We start from the raw sequence: 17,703 nt of genomic DNA, 5'->3' as shown, positions 1-17,703 counted from the left end.
AGAGGAAAGCATGAAATTTTTTTACAACCTGGAGCGCAGATTCAGAAAATATGCGATTCCAAATCTGATGTATTATATCATCGGCATGTACGGTGTGGGACTTTTGATCACTTGGTTTGCCCCAGGCTTTTACCTGCAGTATTTATCTCTTGACGCAGGGAAAATCCTTCAGGGCCAGGTGTGGAGGATTGTGACTTTTATGATTTATCCTCCGGGAAGCGACCCGTTTTTTGCTGTTCTCAGCCTGTATTTATACTATATGCTGGGAACCAATTTAGAGAGAGTATGGGGCGCATTCCGTTTTAATGTCTACTTCTTTATGGGAGTGGCCGGACATGTGGCCGCTGCTTTCGCGGTTTATGCCCTCACAGGGATGAGTGTGCCTATGACCACCCAATTTCTCAATTATTCCCTGTTTTTTGCTTTTGCCGTCACCTTTCCGGATCTGGAATTTCTGCTGTTTTTTGCCATTCCTGTCAAAGCTAAGTGGATGGCCCTTTTTAATGGCATTTACTTCATTTACGGATTCTTGGTGGGAGGAATGGCAACCAGGATCACCATTGTTATGTCATTGTTCAACTGCATTCTCTTTTTCCTTCTGACCCGCAATTTAAACCGTTTTAACCCAAAGGAAATGAAGAGAAAGCAGACATTCCGCAGGCAGATGAAGATAACACCCCAGGGAGGAGCCCATCACCGGTGCGCCGTGTGCGGACGGACGGAAAAAGACTCCCCTGATCTGGAATTCCGTTATTGCTCAAAGTGCCAGGGCAGCTATGAATACTGTTCTGAGCATTTGTATACACATAAACACGTTACGCCGGATCACCCTGTATCCGGAGACACGATTAACTAGCTACGGAGGACGATTCATGAAAAGAACCAAGATTATTTGCACCATGGGACCCAACACCAATGACCGCACCCTGATGAAAGCTCTGGCTGAACACGGGATGGATATTGCCAGATTCAACTTCTCTCATGGTGATTATGAAGAGCAGAAGGCCCGCCTTGACGACTTAAAGAGCATCCGCGAGGAATTGGATCTTCCCATTGCAGCCCTTCTTGACACCAAGGGACCGGAGATCCGTACCGGACTTTTGGAAGATGGAAAGAAAGTAATTTTAAATGATGGAGATACTTATATTCTGACAACAGAGGAGATCGTGGGAAACGCCTCAAAAGGACATATCAACTATGACGGACTGAATCAGGATGTAAAGGCCGGAAACCGCATTCTCATTGACGACGGTCTCATTGAGCTGGAGGTTCTTAAAGTAAGTGGTAAGGAAATCGTCTGTAAAATCATTAACGGCGGAGAACTGGGAGAGAGAAAGGGCGTCAATGTGCCCAATGTAAAAGTAAAGCTTCCCGCTCTGACAGAAAAAGATAAGCAGGACATTCAGTTCGGCATCGAACAGGGCTTTGATTTTATCGCGGCTTCCTTCGTCCGTACGGCAGCAGCCATTTATGAAATCAAGGAAATCCTGGAAGCCAACAGCTCCAACATCAGCGTTATCGCCAAGATTGAAAATGCAGAGGGCATTGAAAATCTGGATGAAATCATTGAAGCCAGTGACGGCATCATGGTTGCCCGCGGCGACATGGGTGTGGAGATTCCGGCTCAGGAGGTTCCATTTATTCAGAAACGCATCATTGAAAAGTGCAACGAAGCATGTAAGCCGGTTATTACCGCAACCCAGATGCTGGATTCCATGATCCGCAACCCCCGCCCCACCAGAGCAGAGGTGACGGACGTGGCAAATGCCGTTTACGACGGAACCGATGCGGTCATGCTTTCCGGAGAGACTGCTATGGGCAAGTATCCGGTGGAGGCCCTTTCCATGATGGCTTCTATTGTGGAAGAGACAGAAAAGCATCTCGATTACAACGCATACCGCAAGCGCAAGGTTTCCGCTGTCAACGTCCATAACATATCCAATGCCGTATGCTATTCTTCCGTGTCAACGGCTCATGACCTGGGTGCAAAGGTAATTGTGGCTCCCAGTATTACAGGCTTTACAGCGAGGCTTCTGTCCAAATGGAGGCCGGAAAGCCAGATCATCGGCTTGTCCCCAAGCTCTGCGGCCCTCCGCCAGATGCAGCTTTACTGGGGCGTGAGACCCCTTCATGCAAAACGTGCGGAATCCACCGACGTTCTCATCTATTCCTCCATGGAGCTGTTAAAGGCCAAGGGAATTGTAAAGGAAGATGACATGGTTGTGGTAACTGCAGGAGTGGTGAGTCCGGTGAAACGGTATGAACCGGCAGCACATACCAACATCATGCGCGTGGTGACCGTAGACTGATTGAGTTACAGGTGATTTGAGTATTTATACAATAAATGTAGACAAAGGAGTCTATCCCCGGTACAATAAAAGCTGGAAAGCTTAGGTGCCGGAGACAGGCTCCTTCTGCTATCATAAAGATGCGAGAGGAGAAAGAAACATGGAAAAGAGACCATTTGTAACAAAGGAAAAATTAGAGGAAATCGTGAGGGAGTATCCAACGCCCTTTCATTTATATGATGAAAAAGGAATCCGGGAAAATGCGTTGAAGCTGAAAGAGGCATTTGCCTGGAATGAGGGCTTTCGGGAGTATTTTGCGGTAAAGGCCACGCCGAATCCCTTTATCCTGAAAGTGTTAAAGGACTATGGCTGCGGAATGGACTGCTCTTCCTTAACAGAGCTCATGATGTCTGAGGCCACAGGCTTTGCCGGCCCGGATATCATGTTTTCTTCCAACAATACCCCTGCGGACGAATACCGCTATGCGGAGAAGCTGGGAGCCATCATCAATTTAGATGACATCACCCACATCGATTTTCTGGAAGAGTCCATCGGCTATATACCGGAAACCATAAGCTGCCGTTATAATCCCGGCGGATTATTTAAAATCAGCACGGATATCATGGACAATCCGGGAGATGCCAAGTACGGAATGACCACAGAGCAGATTTTTGAGGCGTACAGGATATTAAAGAGCAGGGGAGCCAGGAAGTTCGGCATTCACGCCTTTCTGGCAAGCAACACAGTGACCAACGAATATTACCCCCTTCTTGCAAAGGTGCTCTTTGAGCTGGCGGTGAGGCTGGAAAAGGAAACAGGAGCTGATATCGCATTTATCAACTTATCCGGAGGAATCGGAATTCCCTACCGCCCTGATCAGGAGCCTAACGACATCCAGGTGATCGGAGAGGGTGTGCGCAAGGTCTATGAGGAAATCCTGGTGCCTGCAGGCATGGGAGATGTGGCGATTTATACAGAGCTTGGACGTTTTATGCTGGCGCCTTACGGCGGTCTGGTGACAACCGCGGTTCATGAAAAGCACACCCATAAGGAGTATGTGGGCGTGGATGCCTGCGCCGTGAACTTAATGAGGCCCGCCATGTACGGGGCTTACCATCACATTACGGTCATGGGAAAAGAAGATGCTGCCTGCGACCACAAATACGATGTGGTGGGCTCTCTTTGCGAGAACAATGACAAGTTTGCCATTGACCGGATGCTGCCTGAGATTTCCAGGGGAGATCTGCTGTTCATCCACGATACAGGGGCTCACGGCTTTGCCATGGGATATAATTACAACGGAAAGTTAAAATCAGCGGAGCTCCTCTTAAAGGAAGACGGTTCCGTCCAGATGATCCGCAGGGCGGAGACTCCGGAGGACTACTTTGCCACCTTTGATTTCTGCGATGTGTTAAAAAGTGCTGAAAAGTGAGATGATGTGTTAAAATAAATTTTCTGTTTTGCTAAAATTATTTTAGAAACTGTCGATATACACAATATAAAAACTAAACAAGGGGTGCAGTTCAAATGGGAGAACAGGAAAGACAGAATTCAATTGCTCTCGGTCAGAGGCTGGCAAGGGGATTCAGGATAGTGAATATCACCACGGCTTTAATTTCGCTGGTAAGCATTTTCACTATTTACGGGTTATATTCTAAAGACAGTGTTTCATCAGGATTTTTTGTATTTTTTTTGGCAGGAATACTGCTTTTGACAGTGATATCGTTCATTGTAAGCGAGATTGTGAGCAGGGTATTAAACAAAAGCATTGTCCGTCCTCTTAAGATACTCAGCAACATAGCGCAGCAGTTATCCGTAGGAGATGTCAGCGCAAATGTACGGGTTCTCACAAATGATGAGGTAGGAGAACTGATGCAGTCCTTTAAGACGATGGTGGAAAACACCAGAGCCCAGGCTCATACAGCCGAGGCCATCGCCAATGGGGATTTGACGGTTCATGTACAGGTCAATTCAGAAAAAGATGTTCTGGGCATTGCCTTAAGCCGGATTGTGGATAAGAACAACCGCATTCTGTCCCAGATATGCGGTGCTTCCGGTCAGGTGGTGGGCGGCGCCGGACAGATATCAGAAGCCAGCGTACGCCTTTCAGAAGGCGCAAGCCGTCAGGCAGCTTCCCTTGAGGAGCTGGCAGCGGCAGCAGAGGACGTGAAGAACCAGATACGCTTAAGCGCAGACCATGCGGCGGCAGCCCGGACGTGTGCCAACGATGTCAGGGACGGAGCGGTGGAAGGAAACAAGCACATGGAGGAAATGCTCCGTGCTATGGATGAGATCAACATATCTTCAGCAAATATCTCAAAGGTCATAAAGGTCATTGAGGACATTGCTTTCCAGACCAATATGCTGTCCTTAAACGCTTCCGTAGAGGCTGCAAGGGCCGGAGAGGCCGGAAAGGGCTTTGCCATTGTAGCCGATGAGGTGCGCAGTCTGGCAGCCCGTTCTGCAAAGGCCGCAAAGGAAAGTACGGACATGATAGAGAACTCCATACAGAGGGCTGAGTACGGAACCAGGATTGCAAAGACCACTGCAGATGCTTTTAATAAAATTGTGGGCGGAATCGAAGAGGTTGCAGATCTGGCCGAGAAAATCGCCGGAGCCTCGTCAGAGCAGGCCCAGGGCATTTCCCGGATCAATGATGAGCTGAATCAGGTTTCCTCCGTGGTACAGGCCAATTCGGCAGCGTCCGAGGAGAGCACCGCAGCCACTTCCCAGCTCTATCAGCAGGCTGGAAGCTTAAAGGATATGGTACAGACCTTTAAACTGAAAAATCCATGTGAATGAGAAAGAGCCGCTGTAAAAAGGCAGTAACTGCCTTTTTACAGCGGCTTTTGTATGCCGTTTTCCCAATTAATAGAAAAATCCCTGTGCCACATGACACAGGGAGATTTTTCTTAGGATTTTCGGATTTCAAAAAGGATGTAAGGATAATTATTTCTTGTGCATTTCTTATGTTCTTAGTATATCACAAGACCTCAGGAAAAGTTTGTATATTGTTTGAATAGATTATGAAGATTTTCTTAATATGTCATCCCAACGAAAAATCCTCAAAGAGAATGGACTTGGCCAGCCCGGTCAGGACCTTTTCACATCTTAAAATATCCTCGCATGGGACGAATTCATCAGGCTTATGGGCCCTCTCCAAGTCGCCGGGGCCGTAGGACATGCAGTTGTGATTGCCCAGTTTTCCGGCGATGACAGCCGTGTCCGTATACCCTGGAAAGCAGGTGACGGGAACAGGCTCTCCTGTAATCTCCTCTGCAGAAGCCTTTAAAGCCTTTAATAAAACCGAAGTTTCATCCTTTTCAATATAAGGCCTGTCACCTGTGATGACGTAAGAGGCGTTTATGCCGGGAACCTTTTTGGCAGCCTCTTCAATGGCCCGTGTGACGATGCCGGCGGCAGCCTGGGTATCGGCAGGAGGGACGAGACGCATGTCGATCCACATCTTGCAGTGGTCGGGAACCACATAGGGGCGGTATCCCCCTTCGATCTGTCCGAAGGTGACGGTGGAAATGCCTAAGTCTTCATGGGAGGGGCATTCCCCGATCTTCCTGCGGATGAAGGAGATGATTTCCGCAGCTCCCGCAATGGCATCGGCCCCTTTCCATGGCGTGCTGGCGTGGGCGGTGGTGCCGTTTACCGTGATTTCAAACCAGGTACGGCCTTTATGCGCCACCTGAATCTGCCCGTTAGTGGGCTCCGTGTCCAGGACGAGACTCTTTTTTGTAACCCAGCCTTCTTTGATCACATCTTCTGATCCCCTCATAAAATCCTCTTCGTCAACAGTCCCGATAAAGACAAAGGAATGCCTGGGCTTTTTTCCTGAGGCAGCTTCCCCAGCCATGGCCTCAAAGGCGGAAAGGGCGCAGGCCAGTCCGGATTTCATGTCACAGGCACCCCGTCCGTAAATCAGGCCGTCCTGGATTTGTGCGCCAAAGGGGTCTTTAGTCCAGCCCTCCCCGACGGTAACCGTGTCCATATGGCAGATGTAGACCAGGGCCGGGTCGTCAATTTCTCCCTGGATTTTCGCCATGACATTAAAACGGCCCGGCAGGACCTCTTTTTTGATAACAGGAACTAAAAGGCGGGAGAGGCGGTCAAAAATAAATTCCCCTATCCTTGTTTCGTATGCGCCGGGGTCCGTGCTGTCAATGCGGATCAGGGCCTGTGTCAGCGAAATAGCGCCGGATGATTGGTCTTGCATAACAAAATTCTCCTTAAGTGTTTTTATTTTTATTATAGAAAGGGGGAAGGAGAAAGTAAATGATATTTTAAACAAAAAAATCTTCTCACTCCATTTTCCAGGGGAAAAGAAACCAAGGGGCCCGGACTGGAATATCCTAATAAAAAAGGAATAAGGTAATGGATTGTGGATCATGTAAGAGAAGAAATACATTGTGAAGCCGCTTACCGCATGGGTCTGACCGGGCGGGGAGTCGGTGTTGCGGTGCTTGATACAGGGATTTATCTCCATGAAGACTTTAAACATAGAGTTGCAGCGTTTGTAGATATCGTACACAGGAAAAGAGACCCGTATGACGATAACGGCCACGGAACCCATATTTCCGGCATCATTGGAGGCGGAGGAAATGCTTCCGGCGGAAAATATATGGGAATTGCCCCGGAGTGCCATATCATCATGCTGAAGGTGCTGGATAAGAAGGGAAACGGATATGCCTCCGATGTGCTGGCCGGCTTAAAATGGGTCAGGGACAACAGGGAACGGTACGGAATCCGGATTGTGAATATCTCCGTGGGCTCTTTCTCAAAAAAAGGGATGACGGAAAGCTCGGTCCTTGTGAGGGGAGTCAATGCGGCCTGGGATGACGGGCTGGTGGTCTGTGTGGCGGCAGGAAATATGGGGCCGGGAATGAACACCATCACAACTCCGGGAATCAGCCGGAAGGTGATTACCGTAGGCTGTTCCGACGATTACAAGGAAGTCAATGTCATGGGAAACCGTATGGTGGACTATTCCGGCAGAGGCCCTACGGGGGCCTGCATCTGCAAGCCGGAAATCATTGCTCCCGGTGCAGGGATCATGAGCTGTGCCAATGAGGCCGGGCAGTATCAGGTCAAAAGCGGCACATCCATGTCAACTCCCCTGGTGTCGGGGGCCATTGCGCTTTTACTGGAAAAATATCCCTATATGAGCAACCGGGATGTGAAGCTGATGCTGAGGGAGAGGTCAGTGGACTTAGGTCTTCCCATCAACCAGCAGGGCTGGGGACTGTTAGATGTGGAAAGGCTTATAGCGGATTAGAACGAAGCGGGATTTAAGGCATCTCAAAATAACACGATTTTGGGATGCCTTTTAAAATTCCTTGCAGCCTCCCGCCCGGTGTGCTATAGTTGTTTTAGAAATCAGAAGGCAGTCTGCTTTTCTTTCTCGTTATTTTTCAGGCGTTTCGCCGGGATTTTCCCAGGAAAAAATTATTTTTGGCCGGACAGGCAGGGAGTGTGATGTGCATTGGCCTCAATAAGATAAAATTTCAGTTGACATTTTCACGGAAGTATACTATTATGATAAGTAGAAAAAGAACGTTTGTTCGTATCGGAGGATAATATGAATAAAGATGAGAAGATGAAGGCCCTTGATGCGGCCCTTACCAACATAGAGAAAGCCTATGGAAAAGGTTCCATCATGAGGCTCGGTGATTCAGGAAAGAACATGAATGTGGAGACAGTGCCTACAGGAGCCTTAAGCCTGGACATCGCCCTTGGTCTGGGAGGAATCCCCAAGGGAAGAGTTGTGGAAATTTACGGACCTGAGTCCAGCGGTAAGACCACTGTGGCTTTACATATGGTTGCAGAGGTGCAAAAGCGGGGAGGCATTGCAGGCTTTATCGATGCAGAGCATGCCCTTGACCCTGTCTATGCCAAGAGCATTGGCGTGGATATTGACAACCTCTACATTTCCCAGCCGGACAACGGTGAGCAGGCATTGGAGATCACAGAGACCATGGTCCGGTCAGGAGCCGTGGATATCGTGATCGTGGACTCCGTTGCAGCCCTGGTGCCAAAGGCTGAGATTGAAGGAGAGATGGGCGACACCCACGTTGGCCTTCAGGCCCGCCTCATGTCCCAGGCTCTCAGAAAGCTGACAGCCGTTATCAGCAAGTCCAATTGTATCGTCCTCTTCATCAACCAGCTTCGTGAAAAGGTCGGAGTCATGTTCGGAAGCCCTGAGACCACCACAGGCGGACGTGCCCTGAAGTTCTATGCTTCTGTCCGTATGGATATCCGAAAGATCGAGACGCTGAAACAGGGCGGAGATATGGTAGGAAACCGGGTCCGTGTAAAGGTAGTGAAGAATAAGATCGCACCTCCCTTTAAGGAGGCTGAATTTGATATCATGTTCGGCAAGGGAATCTCCACCGAAGGAGATGTTCTCGATCTGGCTGTAAAGGAAAACATCGTGGAAAAGAGCGGTTCATGGTTTGCCTACGGCGGCACCAAGATCGGCCAGGGCCGTGAAAATGCCAAGACCTATCTCCAGGATAACCCTGCTGTATGCCAGGAAATCGAAGCCAAGGTAAGAGATAAGTACGGAGCCGGCGGTTCTTCCGGACAGGCTCAGGAGCAGGCCGGTGAAACTGCGGCAAAAGAGAGCAAGAGAATCAAAGCCGCAGAGAGCAGTGCAGAAAAGGCTGATGAGTAATCCTCAGACCGTTTTTAGAAGGAATATTTATAAATATAAGAGGCATCTATGACAGTGACAGAGATTGTGCCCGTGGATAAGCGCAGGAGTAAAGTCTTTCTTGATGAAGACTTTACTTTTGTTCTTTATAAAGGGGAGATTAAGAGATTCGGGATTGAGGAAGGAGAGACTCTTTCCCAGGAAGTTTATGAGGAGATACTCAAAGACGTTTTGATGAAACGGGCCAGGGAGCGGGTGCTTTTTCTTTTAAAGGCTTCGGATAGGACGGAGCAGGAGCTGAGGAGAAAATTAAAAGAAGGGGGTTACCCCCAGGAAGCCATTGACCATGCCATAGGCTTTTTAAAGGACCACCGCTTTATCAATGACCAGGAGTATGGGCGCAGGTACGTGGAATACCGTTCCAGGCAAAAGAGCGAGAGACAGATCCGCTGCGAGCTCCAGAGAAAAGGGCTGGATAAGGAGATGATCCGGGACATCCTTAAGGACCAGCCTGTAGACGAGGAAGCGCGCATTCGGGAACACCTCCGGAAAAAGGGATTAAAGCCGGAAAATATGGAGTTTAAAGAAAAGGGAAAGGTCATGGCTTCCCTGGGCAGAAAGGGTTTTTCTTACGAAGCGATAAGCAGGGTTTTAGGCGGCGGCTGGGATATGGACTGACTTCATTACAAATATGCGCAAGTATGCTGGAAACAGGGGCGAAATGCTTGACATAATGTATAAAACAGTTTAAAATTGTAGTGTTGTATTGTCGTACAATGAAAAACGAATAAGGAGGTGCTCCTGTGTCAGTACCAGTATTAACGACTGCATTGATTGCGTTAGCCGCGTCAGTAGTAGTTGCTTTTATCACCTGGTCTGCTGCCATAGCTTATCGTAAGAATACCTACGAGAGCAAAATTGGTACTGCAGAAGAAAAATCCCGGGAAATAATAGATGAAGCATTAAAGACCGCTGAGACAAAGAAGCGTGAAGCTCTCCTTGAGGCAAAAGAAGAGTCTCTAAAGACTAAGAATGAGCTTGAAAAGGAAACCAGAGAAAGAAGAGCTGAGCTTCAACGTTATGAAAGACGAGTATTAAGCAAAGAAGAAAACCTGGACAAGAAGTCCGAAGTTATGGAAAAACGGGAGGCAGGTCTGGCTGCCAGAGAGGATGCCTTAACAAAGAGAAATGCCGAAGTGGAATCTCTCTATGAAAAGGGCATTCAGGAGCTGGAAAAGATTTCCGGACTTACCTCCGAACAAGCAAAAGAATATCTTTTAAAATCTGTTGAAGATGATGTAAAACATGACACTGCGAAATTAATTAAAGAACTTGACAACAAAGCAAAAGAAGAAGCCGATAAAAAGGCAAAGGAATACGTGGTAACAGCCATTCAAAGATGTGCTGCCGATCACGTTGCGGAAACAACTGTTTCCGTTGTGCAGCTTCCTAACGATGAGATGAAAGGCAGAATCATCGGAAGGGAAGGACGGAACATTCGTACTTTGGAAACCCTTACGGGAGTAGAGCTGATTATTGACGATACCCCTGAGGCAGTGGTATTATCCGGGTTTGACCCGGTTCGCAGGGAAGTAGCCAGAATTGCCCTGGAACGTCTTATTGTAGACGGGCGGATTCATCCGGCCCGAATCGAGGAGATGGTGGAAAAGGCGCAAAAAGAAGTGGAAACCAATATGAGGGAAGAAGGAGAAGCCGCTGCTCTTGAAGTGGGCATTCACGGACTTCATCCGGAACTCATTCGTCTTCTTGGAAAGTTGAAGTACAGAACCAGCTATGGACAGAATGCATTAAAGCATTCCATCGAGGTCGCTCAGTTATCCGGGCTCTTAGCCGGAGAGATTGGCCTTGATATCCGCATGGCCAAACGGGCCGGCTTATTACATGATATCGGAAAAGCCGTTGACCATGAGATGGAAGGTTCTCACATTCAGTTAGGTGTGGATTTGTGTAAGAAGTACAAGGAATCACCGATTGTGCTGAATACGGTGGAATCCCATCATGGCGACGTTGAGCCGCAGAGCCTCATTGCATGTATTGTTCAGGCCGCAGATACCATTTCTGCAGCAAGGCCTGGAGCCAGAAGAGAGACTCTGGAGACATATACAAACAGATTAAAGCAGTTAGAAGATATTACCAACTCCTTTAAGGGAGTTGACAAGTCCTTTGCCATTCAGGCAGGACGTGAAGTTCGGATTATGGTAGTTCCGGACCAGATCGGTGACGATGACATGATTCTCTTAGCCCGCGAGGTTTCCAAGAAGATCGAAGAATCCTTGGAATATCCGGGACAGATCAAGGTCAACGTGATCCGGGAATCCAGAGTTACAGATTACGCGAAGTAAAGCCAATAGTGCCCTAAAACCGTATAAGTATTTCCATGCGGTTTTAGGGCATATTTCATGTCAGGAGGATTGATAGATGAAAGGCCGATTAAAGGCATTGGTAAGCTTTCTGCTGGCCAGCCACATGTTACTTATGACTGTATATGCAAATCCGGAGTGGCCTTCTGATACGGGAATCCAGGCGGAAGCGGGCATTGTGATGGACGTGGATTCCGGAGCTGTCTTATTCGGTCAGAAAATTCATTCCACGTATCCGCCGGCCAGCATTACGAAGATTTTGACTGCCCTGGTGGTTATGGAAAACAGCAGTCCGGAGGAAATGGTCACATTTTCAAAGAATGCCGTTTACAATGTGGAACCGGACAGCGGAAATAAATTAAACGTGACGGAAGGGGACCAACTTTCCGTAGAGGACTGTCTCTACTCCCTTCTGCTCAATTCCTGCAATCAGGCGGGAAATGCCCTTGCAGAGCATGTGGCAGGCAGCATGGAAGACTTTGTCACCATGATGAATGAAAAAATAGAAGAGCTGGGGTGCCAGGAAAGCCATTTTGACAATCCGTCAGGGCTTAACGGCGATACCCAGTACGTATCCGCCTATGATATGGCATTGATCGCAAGAGAGGTTTACAGCAATAAAAAGCTTGTGGAAATCAGCTCTGCCTTAAGCCATACGTTTCCGCCCATGATCAATAACCCGGAAGGGCTCACCATTTACAACGAACACCGTCTGGTGAAGACGACAGACCCTAACAGCGAGTTTTACTTTCCCTCTGCTGTGGCGGGGAAGACCGGATACCTGATCAAGGCCGGAAATACCCTTGTTACGTATGCGGAACAGGATGGAAGACGGCTGGTTTCCGTTATCTTAAAGGGCAGCCCAAGGCAGTACTTTGTCGACGGAAAAAATCTTCTGCAGTTTGGCTATGACCGCTTTGAAAATATCCCTGTTACAGGGAATGAAACCGGCTATATATCCGGAGAGGATTCTGTTGAAATCAATGGGACTGCTTATAAGCCTTCTGACTTGAAGCTGGAGGCAGATCAGGTCATAACCCTGCCCAGAGGCTCTGAATTTTCCCAGGCGCATAAGACTCTGGTAACGGAGCTTCCTGCCAAGAGTCCCGAAGGCGCGGTAGCCCTGATTCAATATTCTTACAATGAAAGGAATGTGGGACAGGCTTATCTCCTTGCAGAGAAAGAGGCTTTGCCGTCTGAAGAGGAATCAGAGCAGGAATCTTTGACGGAAAGCGCCGGGGAGCCGGAAACAGGTTCTGATTCAGAAAAGGCAAATGCTTCGCGGGGCAGGGGATTTTTAGGAGTGATTGCCGTGTTGGGAATCCTTCTGGTTCTGGCAGCAGGCGGGGCGGGGTTTTTCATGTACCGGAAGAAAGCAGAGGCCAGGGCCTACGCTCTTCGAAGAGAAGAGAGGAGAAGAAGGTTAAGGGCAGAAGGGAATTCAGAGGCCTTTGAAAAGATTCTCAACGAGCGCCGTAATATAAAGAAAAAGTGATAAAAATAGAAATGAAAAAGACCGGCTGGGGAGGCCGGTCTTTTTCGGAGAAGGTATTTCATTTCTTATGGGGTGTAGCAAAAACTATATAATGTATTGGGGGGTTACATTTAATAATATACCCTATTTTCGTCAGAAAATGTTAACAAAGATTAATAAATTTAAAGGATAAAATTGTGTATTTTTCCTTTTTGATACAGGGAATTGTGGAAAATGTGAAAATGGAAAAAAGCCATTGCTCCAGTCACCGGTTTTTTGGGTTCGGAAAGCCCCTTTTTGCGGTATTTATTTGTGTGGTTCCGTTCATCTGTGACCCCTCTTTTACCTTGATAAAGAAACTGAGGGGCCTTTAAAAATGAAAAGAGCCCATACCAACAGGTACAGGCTCAATCAGACTCAATAATCCCGTGTGAATCCCTGCGCTGACATTACCCTAATCAGGATATAGCCGCCTTCATTTCCCTCACATAGTCACAAATGGGTTCCACGCAGTCCTTTCCGTACCTGGCAGCTATTTTTACAATAGCGCTTCCTACGATGACTCCGTCGGCATGCCGGCTCATTTCCTTTGCCTGCTCCGGTGTGGAGATTCCAAAGCCTATGGCGCATGGAATGTCCTTGACTTCTTTTACAAGAGAAACCATTTCTGCGATGTTGGTGTTGATTTCCTTTCTCACCCCGGTCACGCCCATGGAGGAAACGCAGTAGATAAAGCCTTCCGACTCAGAGGCAATGGTCTGTATCCGGTCCTTAGAGGTGGGGGCAATGAGGGAAATCAGTTCGATTCCAAACCTTTGGCAGAGGGGGAGAAGCTCTTCACGCTCTTCAAAGGGCATATCCGGCACGATCAGAGCGTCAATGCCGCATTCTGCCGCATTCTTAATGAACTTTTCACTGCCGTACACGAAAATCGGATTGATGTAAGTCATAAATGCCAGAGGCACGTCGGTTTCCTTTCTGATTCGTTTTACGGAGTCAAAGAGCTTATCCGTGGTAGTTCCTGCCTCCAGAGCCCGCATATCGGCTTCCTGGATGACAATTCCCTCTGCAATCGGATCGGAAAATGGGATTCCAAGTTCAATTAAATCAGCGCCTGCCTTTGCCATGGCCGGAACCAGCTTTTCTGTGGTGGCCAGATCAGGATCACCTGCTGTGATAAACGGGATAAATGCCTTTCCTTTTGAAAATACGTCTCTTACTCTACTCATAGATATCAACCCCCTTGTAACGGGCAATGGCTGCCACATCTTTGTCACCGCGCCCTGATAAATTAATAACAATGATTTCGTCTTTCCCCATGGAAGGAGCCACTTTCCTGGCGTAAGCTACCGCATGGGCGCTTTCAATGGCTGGAATAACCCCTTCCAAACGGGATAAGTATTCAAATGAATCAACGGATTCCTGGTCTGTAATGGGCACATAGCTGGCCCTTTTGGAGTCATAGAGTGCTGAGTGCTCCGGCCCGATGCCCGGATAGTCGAGCCCTGCGGAAATGGAGAAAACAGGGGCGATCTGACCGTATTCATCCTGGCAGAAGTAAGACTTCATGCCGTGGAAGATTCCCAGGGAGCCGGTGGTAAGGGTGGCCGCGTGTTTTCCTGTTTCAATGCCGTGGCCTGCTGCTTCGCACCCCACCAGCTTTACGGAAGGTTCATTGACAAATTCGTGGAAGATTCCCATGGCATTGCTGCCGCCGCCCACACAGGCAATGACCATGTCAGGAAGCTTTCCTTCTGCTTCCATGAGCTGGGAGCGAACCTCTTTGCCGATGATGCTCTGGAAATCCCTTACAATGGTTGGGAAGGGGTGAGGGCCCATAACAGAGCCTAAAACGTAGTGGGTGTCCTCCACCCGATTGGTCCATTCTCTCATGGTCTCATTAACCGCATCCTTTAAGGTCTGGGTTCCGCTGGTAACGGAGTGAACCTTTGTGCCTAAAAGCTCCATACGGAATACATTTAAGGCCTGGCGGTCTGTATCCTCTTTACCCATGTAGACCTCGCACTCCATTCCCATAAGGGCAGCGGCAGTGGCGGTGGCAACGCCGTGCTGCCCGGCACCTGTTTCAGCGATAACACGGGTCTTTCCCATTTTCCTGGCTAAGAGAACCTGGCCTAGGGCGTTATTGATCTTGTGGGAACCGGTGTGGTTTAAATCTTCTCTCTTTAAATAGATTTTTGCGCCGCCCAAGTCCTCTGTCATCCTCTTTGCATAGTAGAGGAGGGAGGGTCTTCCGGTATATTTTTGGTGAAGCTCCTGAAGTTCAGCTATAAATTCCGGGTCCTTGCTGTATTTTTCGTAAGCTGCTTCCAGCTCATTGACTGCGTTCATCAGCGTTTCCGGGACAAATTGTCCTCCGTGCTGTCCAAATCTTCCTTTTGACATCATTCTTTACTCCTTATTATTTGTATGATTTCTCTGATTTTCTCAGGGTCCTTTTTCCCCTCTGTTTCCAGGGAACTGCTTAAGTCCAGGCAGAATGCATCCGTTTCCATGGCAAGCCTTATATTTGAAGCGTCAATGCCTCCCGCCAGAAACCAGGGCTTACGGTGAATTTGCCCCCAGGGCAATGAGCTGGCTCCCTGGGCAGTTTTGATGGCTGGAATCATGGACCAGTCAAAGGTTTTTCCGCTTCCGCCGTAGACACCTTTTGTATAGGTATCAAAAAGCAGAAAGTCAGCGGGAAGTTCCCCGGCCTGTATGATATCCGCCTCCGTCTGAACCCGTATGGCTTTTATGATGGGAACACCTGGGCCCAGATGTTTTTTTAATTCCAGTATATAATTACAATCCTCATCCCCATGAAGCTGTACGCAGTCAATGGTTTTCTGCTCTGCCAAAGCCAGAACGTCTTCCATCGGACTGTTTACAAAAACTCCCACCGCCGGAATCTCCGGCAGCAATAATTCTTTTAATTCCTTTGCTTTTAAAGCGGTAACCTGACGCTTTCCGGGGGCGAACACAAATCCGATATAGTCCGGCTTCCATGTGTTGACGGCCAGAATGTCTTCCCTGCGGGTCAGCCCGCATATTTTAATCCGGTTTTTCTTCCTGCTCATCGTGCAGCCCTCTTAAAGCCGCTTATGATCTCTTTTTTATCCGGAGAGCGCATCAGGCTTTCCCCGATCAGGACCGCATTGACGCCTGCTTCGGATAACCGTCTGATATCATCCTCCGTCTTGATTCCGCTTTCCGCTACAAAGAGCACATCAGAGGGAACCAGGGACCTTAAACGGATGGAGTTGTTAAAATCCACTTCAAAGGTTTTTAAGTTCCGGTTGTTGACGCCGATGATTCTGGCTCCTGCGGTCAGGGCGGAATGGATTTCCGCTTCGTCATGGGCTTCCACCAGGGCGCTTAATCCCAGCTTGTCGCAAAGCTCAATCCCTTCTTTTAAAGCCTTTGTATCCAGAAGAGCGCAGATCAGCAGGATCGCCGAAGCGCCCATGACCTTTGCCTCATAAATCTGGTAAGGGTCTACGGTGAAATCCTTTCTCAGAAGGGGAACGGACACTTCCTGCCTGATTTCTGTCAGGTAATTATTGCTTCCCAGGAAATACTCCGGTTCCGTAAGGACTGAAATCGCATTTGCACCTGCTGCCTCATAATCCTTTGCGATTTCCACATAAGGAAAGTCCGGGGCAATGAGCCCTTTTGAGGGAGAAGCACGTTTCACCTCGCAGATAAAGGCCATATCAGGAGAGGAGAGGGCCTGTTCAAAGGAAGGTGTCTGGTCCTTTGTGTTCTCATAAGCCTGAAATGCCAGCTTTTCTATTTCCCCCATGGAAATGAACATTTTTGCAGCCAGTGCCCTGTTTCTTGAAGCAGCAGCCAGAGTGTCTAAAATCATGCAGTCACCTCCTGGGTTGCCTTCACAAATTCTTCCAGCTTTGCAGCAGCCTTTCCGGAATCGATTAAGTCTGCCGCTTTTTTAATGCACTCTGCAATGGTGCAGTCGTCAATTCCCAGATAAAGGCTTAATGCGGAGTTTAAGATGACGATATCCCGTTTTGGCCCGTGAAGCTTTCCGGAAAGAATATCCCTGGTAATCTGGGCATTGTCAGCCGGTGCGCCGCCCACCAGATCAGAAAGGGAAGCTTTCTGTAAAGAAAAATCCTCCGGTGAAATCACATAGCGGGTCAGTTCCCCGAAACGGATTTCGCATACATGGGTAGGTCCCGTCACCGTGGCTTCGTCAAGTCCGTCATCTCCGCATACCACCATTCCGCGTTTTACCCCCAGATTGCTTAACACCTGGGCCAGGGGGTCTACCAGCTTTTGATCGTAGACGCCCAGAAGCTGCATGGTGGCTCCTGCTGGATTGGAAAGAGGGCCTAATATGTTAAATATAGTCCTCACCCCCAATTCCTTGCGGACAGGGCCTGCGTACTTCATGGAAGAGTGGTAGGCCTGAGCGAAGAGGAAGCACATGCCGGTTTCCTTTAATATTTTTCCCGACTGCTCTGAGGTGAGGTTTAAGTTCACCCCAAGGTGTTCCAGCACATCGGCAGCTCCGCTTTTGCTGGAAACGCTGCGGTTTCCGTGTTTTGCCACAGGAACGCCTCCGGCAGCTACCACAAATGCGCTGGTGGTGGAAATATTAAAGGTTCCTGCCTCGTCGCCTCCTGTGCCCACGATGTCGATGACCGGGAAATCCGGTTCCAGTTTCAGGGCTTTTTCCCGCATAACCGTGGCGCATGCGGTGATCTCATCAATGGTTTCCCCTTTCATCCGCAGCCCGGTCAAAAAGGCTGCCATCTGGGCAGGAGTCGTTTCTCCGCTCATGATTTCGTTCATCACTTCTCTGGCTGCGTCAAAGCTTAAATCCTGCCCTGTGATCACTTCGTGAATTGCCTGCTGAATCATTTCGTCTGCCTC

The 17,703-nt window shown here is 48.6% G+C and carries 15 protein-coding genes; 9 read left to right on the top strand and 6 right to left on the bottom strand.

Annotation, left to right across the window (positions count from 1 at the left end):
- Positions 1–10 precede the first annotated feature (10 nt).
- The 4 genes from QM657_RS10160 to QM657_RS10145 all read left to right on the top strand — a co-directional run bounded on the left by QM657_RS10160 (position 11) and on the right by QM657_RS10145 (position 5,090).
- Complete coding sequence (locus QM657_RS10160) at positions 11–856, top strand: hypothetical protein (protein ID WP_415066525.1); 846 nt, start codon at positions 11–13, stop codon at positions 854–856.
- Between the two features lie 16 nt (positions 857–872).
- Positions 873–2,309, top strand: a complete 1,437-nt coding sequence (pyk, locus tag QM657_RS10155) for a pyruvate kinase (RefSeq protein ID WP_415066524.1) — start codon at positions 873–875, stop codon at positions 2,307–2,309.
- Positions 2,310–2,448: 139 nt separating this feature from the next.
- On the top strand, positions 2,449–3,720 hold the full coding sequence (locus QM657_RS10150; protein WP_415066523.1) for a diaminopimelate decarboxylase: 1,272 nt from the start codon (positions 2,449–2,451) through the stop codon (positions 3,718–3,720).
- A 284-nt stretch (positions 3,721–4,004) separates the two neighbouring features.
- Complete coding sequence (locus QM657_RS10145) at positions 4,005–5,090, top strand: methyl-accepting chemotaxis protein (protein WP_415066558.1); 1,086 nt, start codon at positions 4,005–4,007, stop codon at positions 5,088–5,090.
- Positions 5,091–5,334: 244 nt separating this feature from the next.
- On the opposite strand, the gene QM657_RS10140 is transcribed toward QM657_RS10145, so the two are convergent.
- Positions 5,335–6,513, bottom strand: coding sequence for a M20 family metallopeptidase (locus QM657_RS10140; protein ID WP_415066522.1), 1,179 nt, complete (start codon positions 6,511–6,513; stop codon positions 5,335–5,337).
- Positions 6,514–6,723: 210 nt separating this feature from the next.
- On the opposite strand from QM657_RS10140, the gene QM657_RS10135 reads away from it, so the two are divergent.
- From QM657_RS10135 to QM657_RS10115, 5 genes are all read left to right on the top strand, one after another.
- Positions 6,724–7,572: a S8 family peptidase gene (locus tag QM657_RS10135; RefSeq protein ID WP_415066556.1), complete on the top strand. Its 849-nt coding sequence runs from the start codon at positions 6,724–6,726 to the stop codon at positions 7,570–7,572.
- 303 nt (positions 7,573–7,875) lie between these two features.
- A complete protein-coding gene (gene recA, locus QM657_RS10130) occupies positions 7,876–8,970 on the top strand; it encodes a recombinase RecA (RefSeq protein WP_415066521.1) in 1,095 nt (364 codons plus the stop codon).
- Positions 8,971–9,018: 48 nt separating this feature from the next.
- Entirely contained in the window at positions 9,019–9,627 is a 609-nt protein-coding gene (locus QM657_RS10125) for a regulatory protein RecX (protein ID WP_415066520.1), read from the top strand.
- A 125-nt stretch (positions 9,628–9,752) separates the two neighbouring features.
- Positions 9,753–11,312, top strand: a complete 1,560-nt coding sequence (gene rny, locus QM657_RS10120) for a ribonuclease Y (protein ID WP_415066519.1) — start codon at positions 9,753–9,755, stop codon at positions 11,310–11,312.
- Positions 11,313–11,388: 76 nt separating this feature from the next.
- A complete protein-coding gene (locus tag QM657_RS10115; RefSeq protein ID WP_415066518.1) occupies positions 11,389–12,825 on the top strand; it encodes a D-alanyl-D-alanine carboxypeptidase family protein in 1,437 nt (478 codons plus the stop codon).
- A 437-nt stretch (positions 12,826–13,262) separates the two neighbouring features.
- On the opposite strand, the gene trpA is transcribed toward QM657_RS10115, so the two are convergent.
- Genes trpA through trpD form a run of 5 tightly spaced genes read right to left on the bottom strand, consistent with a single transcriptional unit; the run spans position 13,263 to position 17,691 of the window.
- Positions 13,263–14,033, bottom strand: a complete 771-nt coding sequence (gene trpA, locus QM657_RS10110; protein WP_415066517.1) for a tryptophan synthase subunit alpha — start codon at positions 14,031–14,033, stop codon at positions 13,263–13,265.
- Entirely contained in the window at positions 14,026–15,210 is a 1,185-nt protein-coding gene (gene trpB, locus QM657_RS10105) for a tryptophan synthase subunit beta (RefSeq protein WP_415066554.1), read from the bottom strand. The genes trpA and trpB overlap by 8 nt, the downstream gene beginning before the upstream one ends.
- Complete coding sequence (locus QM657_RS10100) at positions 15,210–15,884, bottom strand: phosphoribosylanthranilate isomerase (RefSeq protein ID WP_415066516.1); 675 nt, start codon at positions 15,882–15,884, stop codon at positions 15,210–15,212. Before QM657_RS10100 ends, trpB begins: the two co-directional genes overlap by 1 nt.
- Positions 15,881–16,675 (bottom strand): indole-3-glycerol phosphate synthase TrpC, encoded by a 795-nt coding sequence (gene trpC, locus QM657_RS10095; RefSeq protein WP_415066515.1) that lies wholly within the window; start codon positions 16,673–16,675, stop codon positions 15,881–15,883. The genes QM657_RS10100 and trpC overlap by 4 nt, the downstream gene beginning before the upstream one ends.
- Complete coding sequence (trpD, locus tag QM657_RS10090) at positions 16,672–17,691, bottom strand: anthranilate phosphoribosyltransferase (RefSeq protein ID WP_415066514.1); 1,020 nt, start codon at positions 17,689–17,691, stop codon at positions 16,672–16,674. The genes trpC and trpD overlap by 4 nt, the downstream gene beginning before the upstream one ends.
- Positions 17,692–17,703 lie beyond the last annotated feature (12 nt).

It is taken from the genome of Lacrimispora sp., assembly GCF_047605665.1.
Classification (GTDB): Bacteria; Bacillota; Clostridia; order Lachnospirales; family Lachnospiraceae; genus Lacrimispora.
This window is presented reverse-complemented; position numbering and strand designations above follow the sequence as displayed.

Coding starts and splice junctions, on each gene's coding strand:
- QM657_RS10160 (WP_415066525.1), top strand. CDS start 11: ATGAAATTTTTTTACAACCTGGAGCGCAGATTCAGAAAATATGCGATT.
- QM657_RS10135 (WP_415066556.1), top strand. CDS start 6,724: ATGGGTCTGACCGGGCGGGGAGTCGGTGTTGCGGTGCTTGATACAGGG.
- trpC (WP_415066515.1), bottom strand. CDS start 16,675: ATGATTTTAGACACTCTGGCTGCTGCTTCAAGAAACAGGGCACTGGCT.
- QM657_RS10140 (WP_415066522.1), bottom strand. CDS start 6,513: ATGCAAGACCAATCATCCGGCGCTATTTCGCTGACACAGGCCCTGATC.
- trpA (WP_415066517.1), bottom strand. CDS start 14,033: ATGAGTAGAGTAAGAGACGTATTTTCAAAAGGAAAGGCATTTATCCCG.
- QM657_RS10100 (WP_415066516.1), bottom strand. CDS start 15,884: ATGAGCAGGAAGAAAAACCGGATTAAAATATGCGGGCTGACCCGCAGG.
- recA (WP_415066521.1), top strand. CDS start 7,876: ATGAATAAAGATGAGAAGATGAAGGCCCTTGATGCGGCCCTTACCAAC.
- trpD (WP_415066514.1), bottom strand. CDS start 17,691: ATGATTCAGCAGGCAATTCACGAAGTGATCACAGGGCAGGATTTAAGC.
- trpB (WP_415066554.1), bottom strand. CDS start 15,210: ATGTCAAAAGGAAGATTTGGACAGCACGGAGGACAATTTGTCCCGGAA.
- pyk (WP_415066524.1), top strand. CDS start 873: ATGAAAAGAACCAAGATTATTTGCACCATGGGACCCAACACCAATGAC.
- QM657_RS10115 (WP_415066518.1), top strand. CDS start 11,389: ATGAAAGGCCGATTAAAGGCATTGGTAAGCTTTCTGCTGGCCAGCCAC.
- QM657_RS10150 (WP_415066523.1), top strand. CDS start 2,449: ATGGAAAAGAGACCATTTGTAACAAAGGAAAAATTAGAGGAAATCGTG.
- QM657_RS10125 (WP_415066520.1), top strand. CDS start 9,019: ATGACAGTGACAGAGATTGTGCCCGTGGATAAGCGCAGGAGTAAAGTC.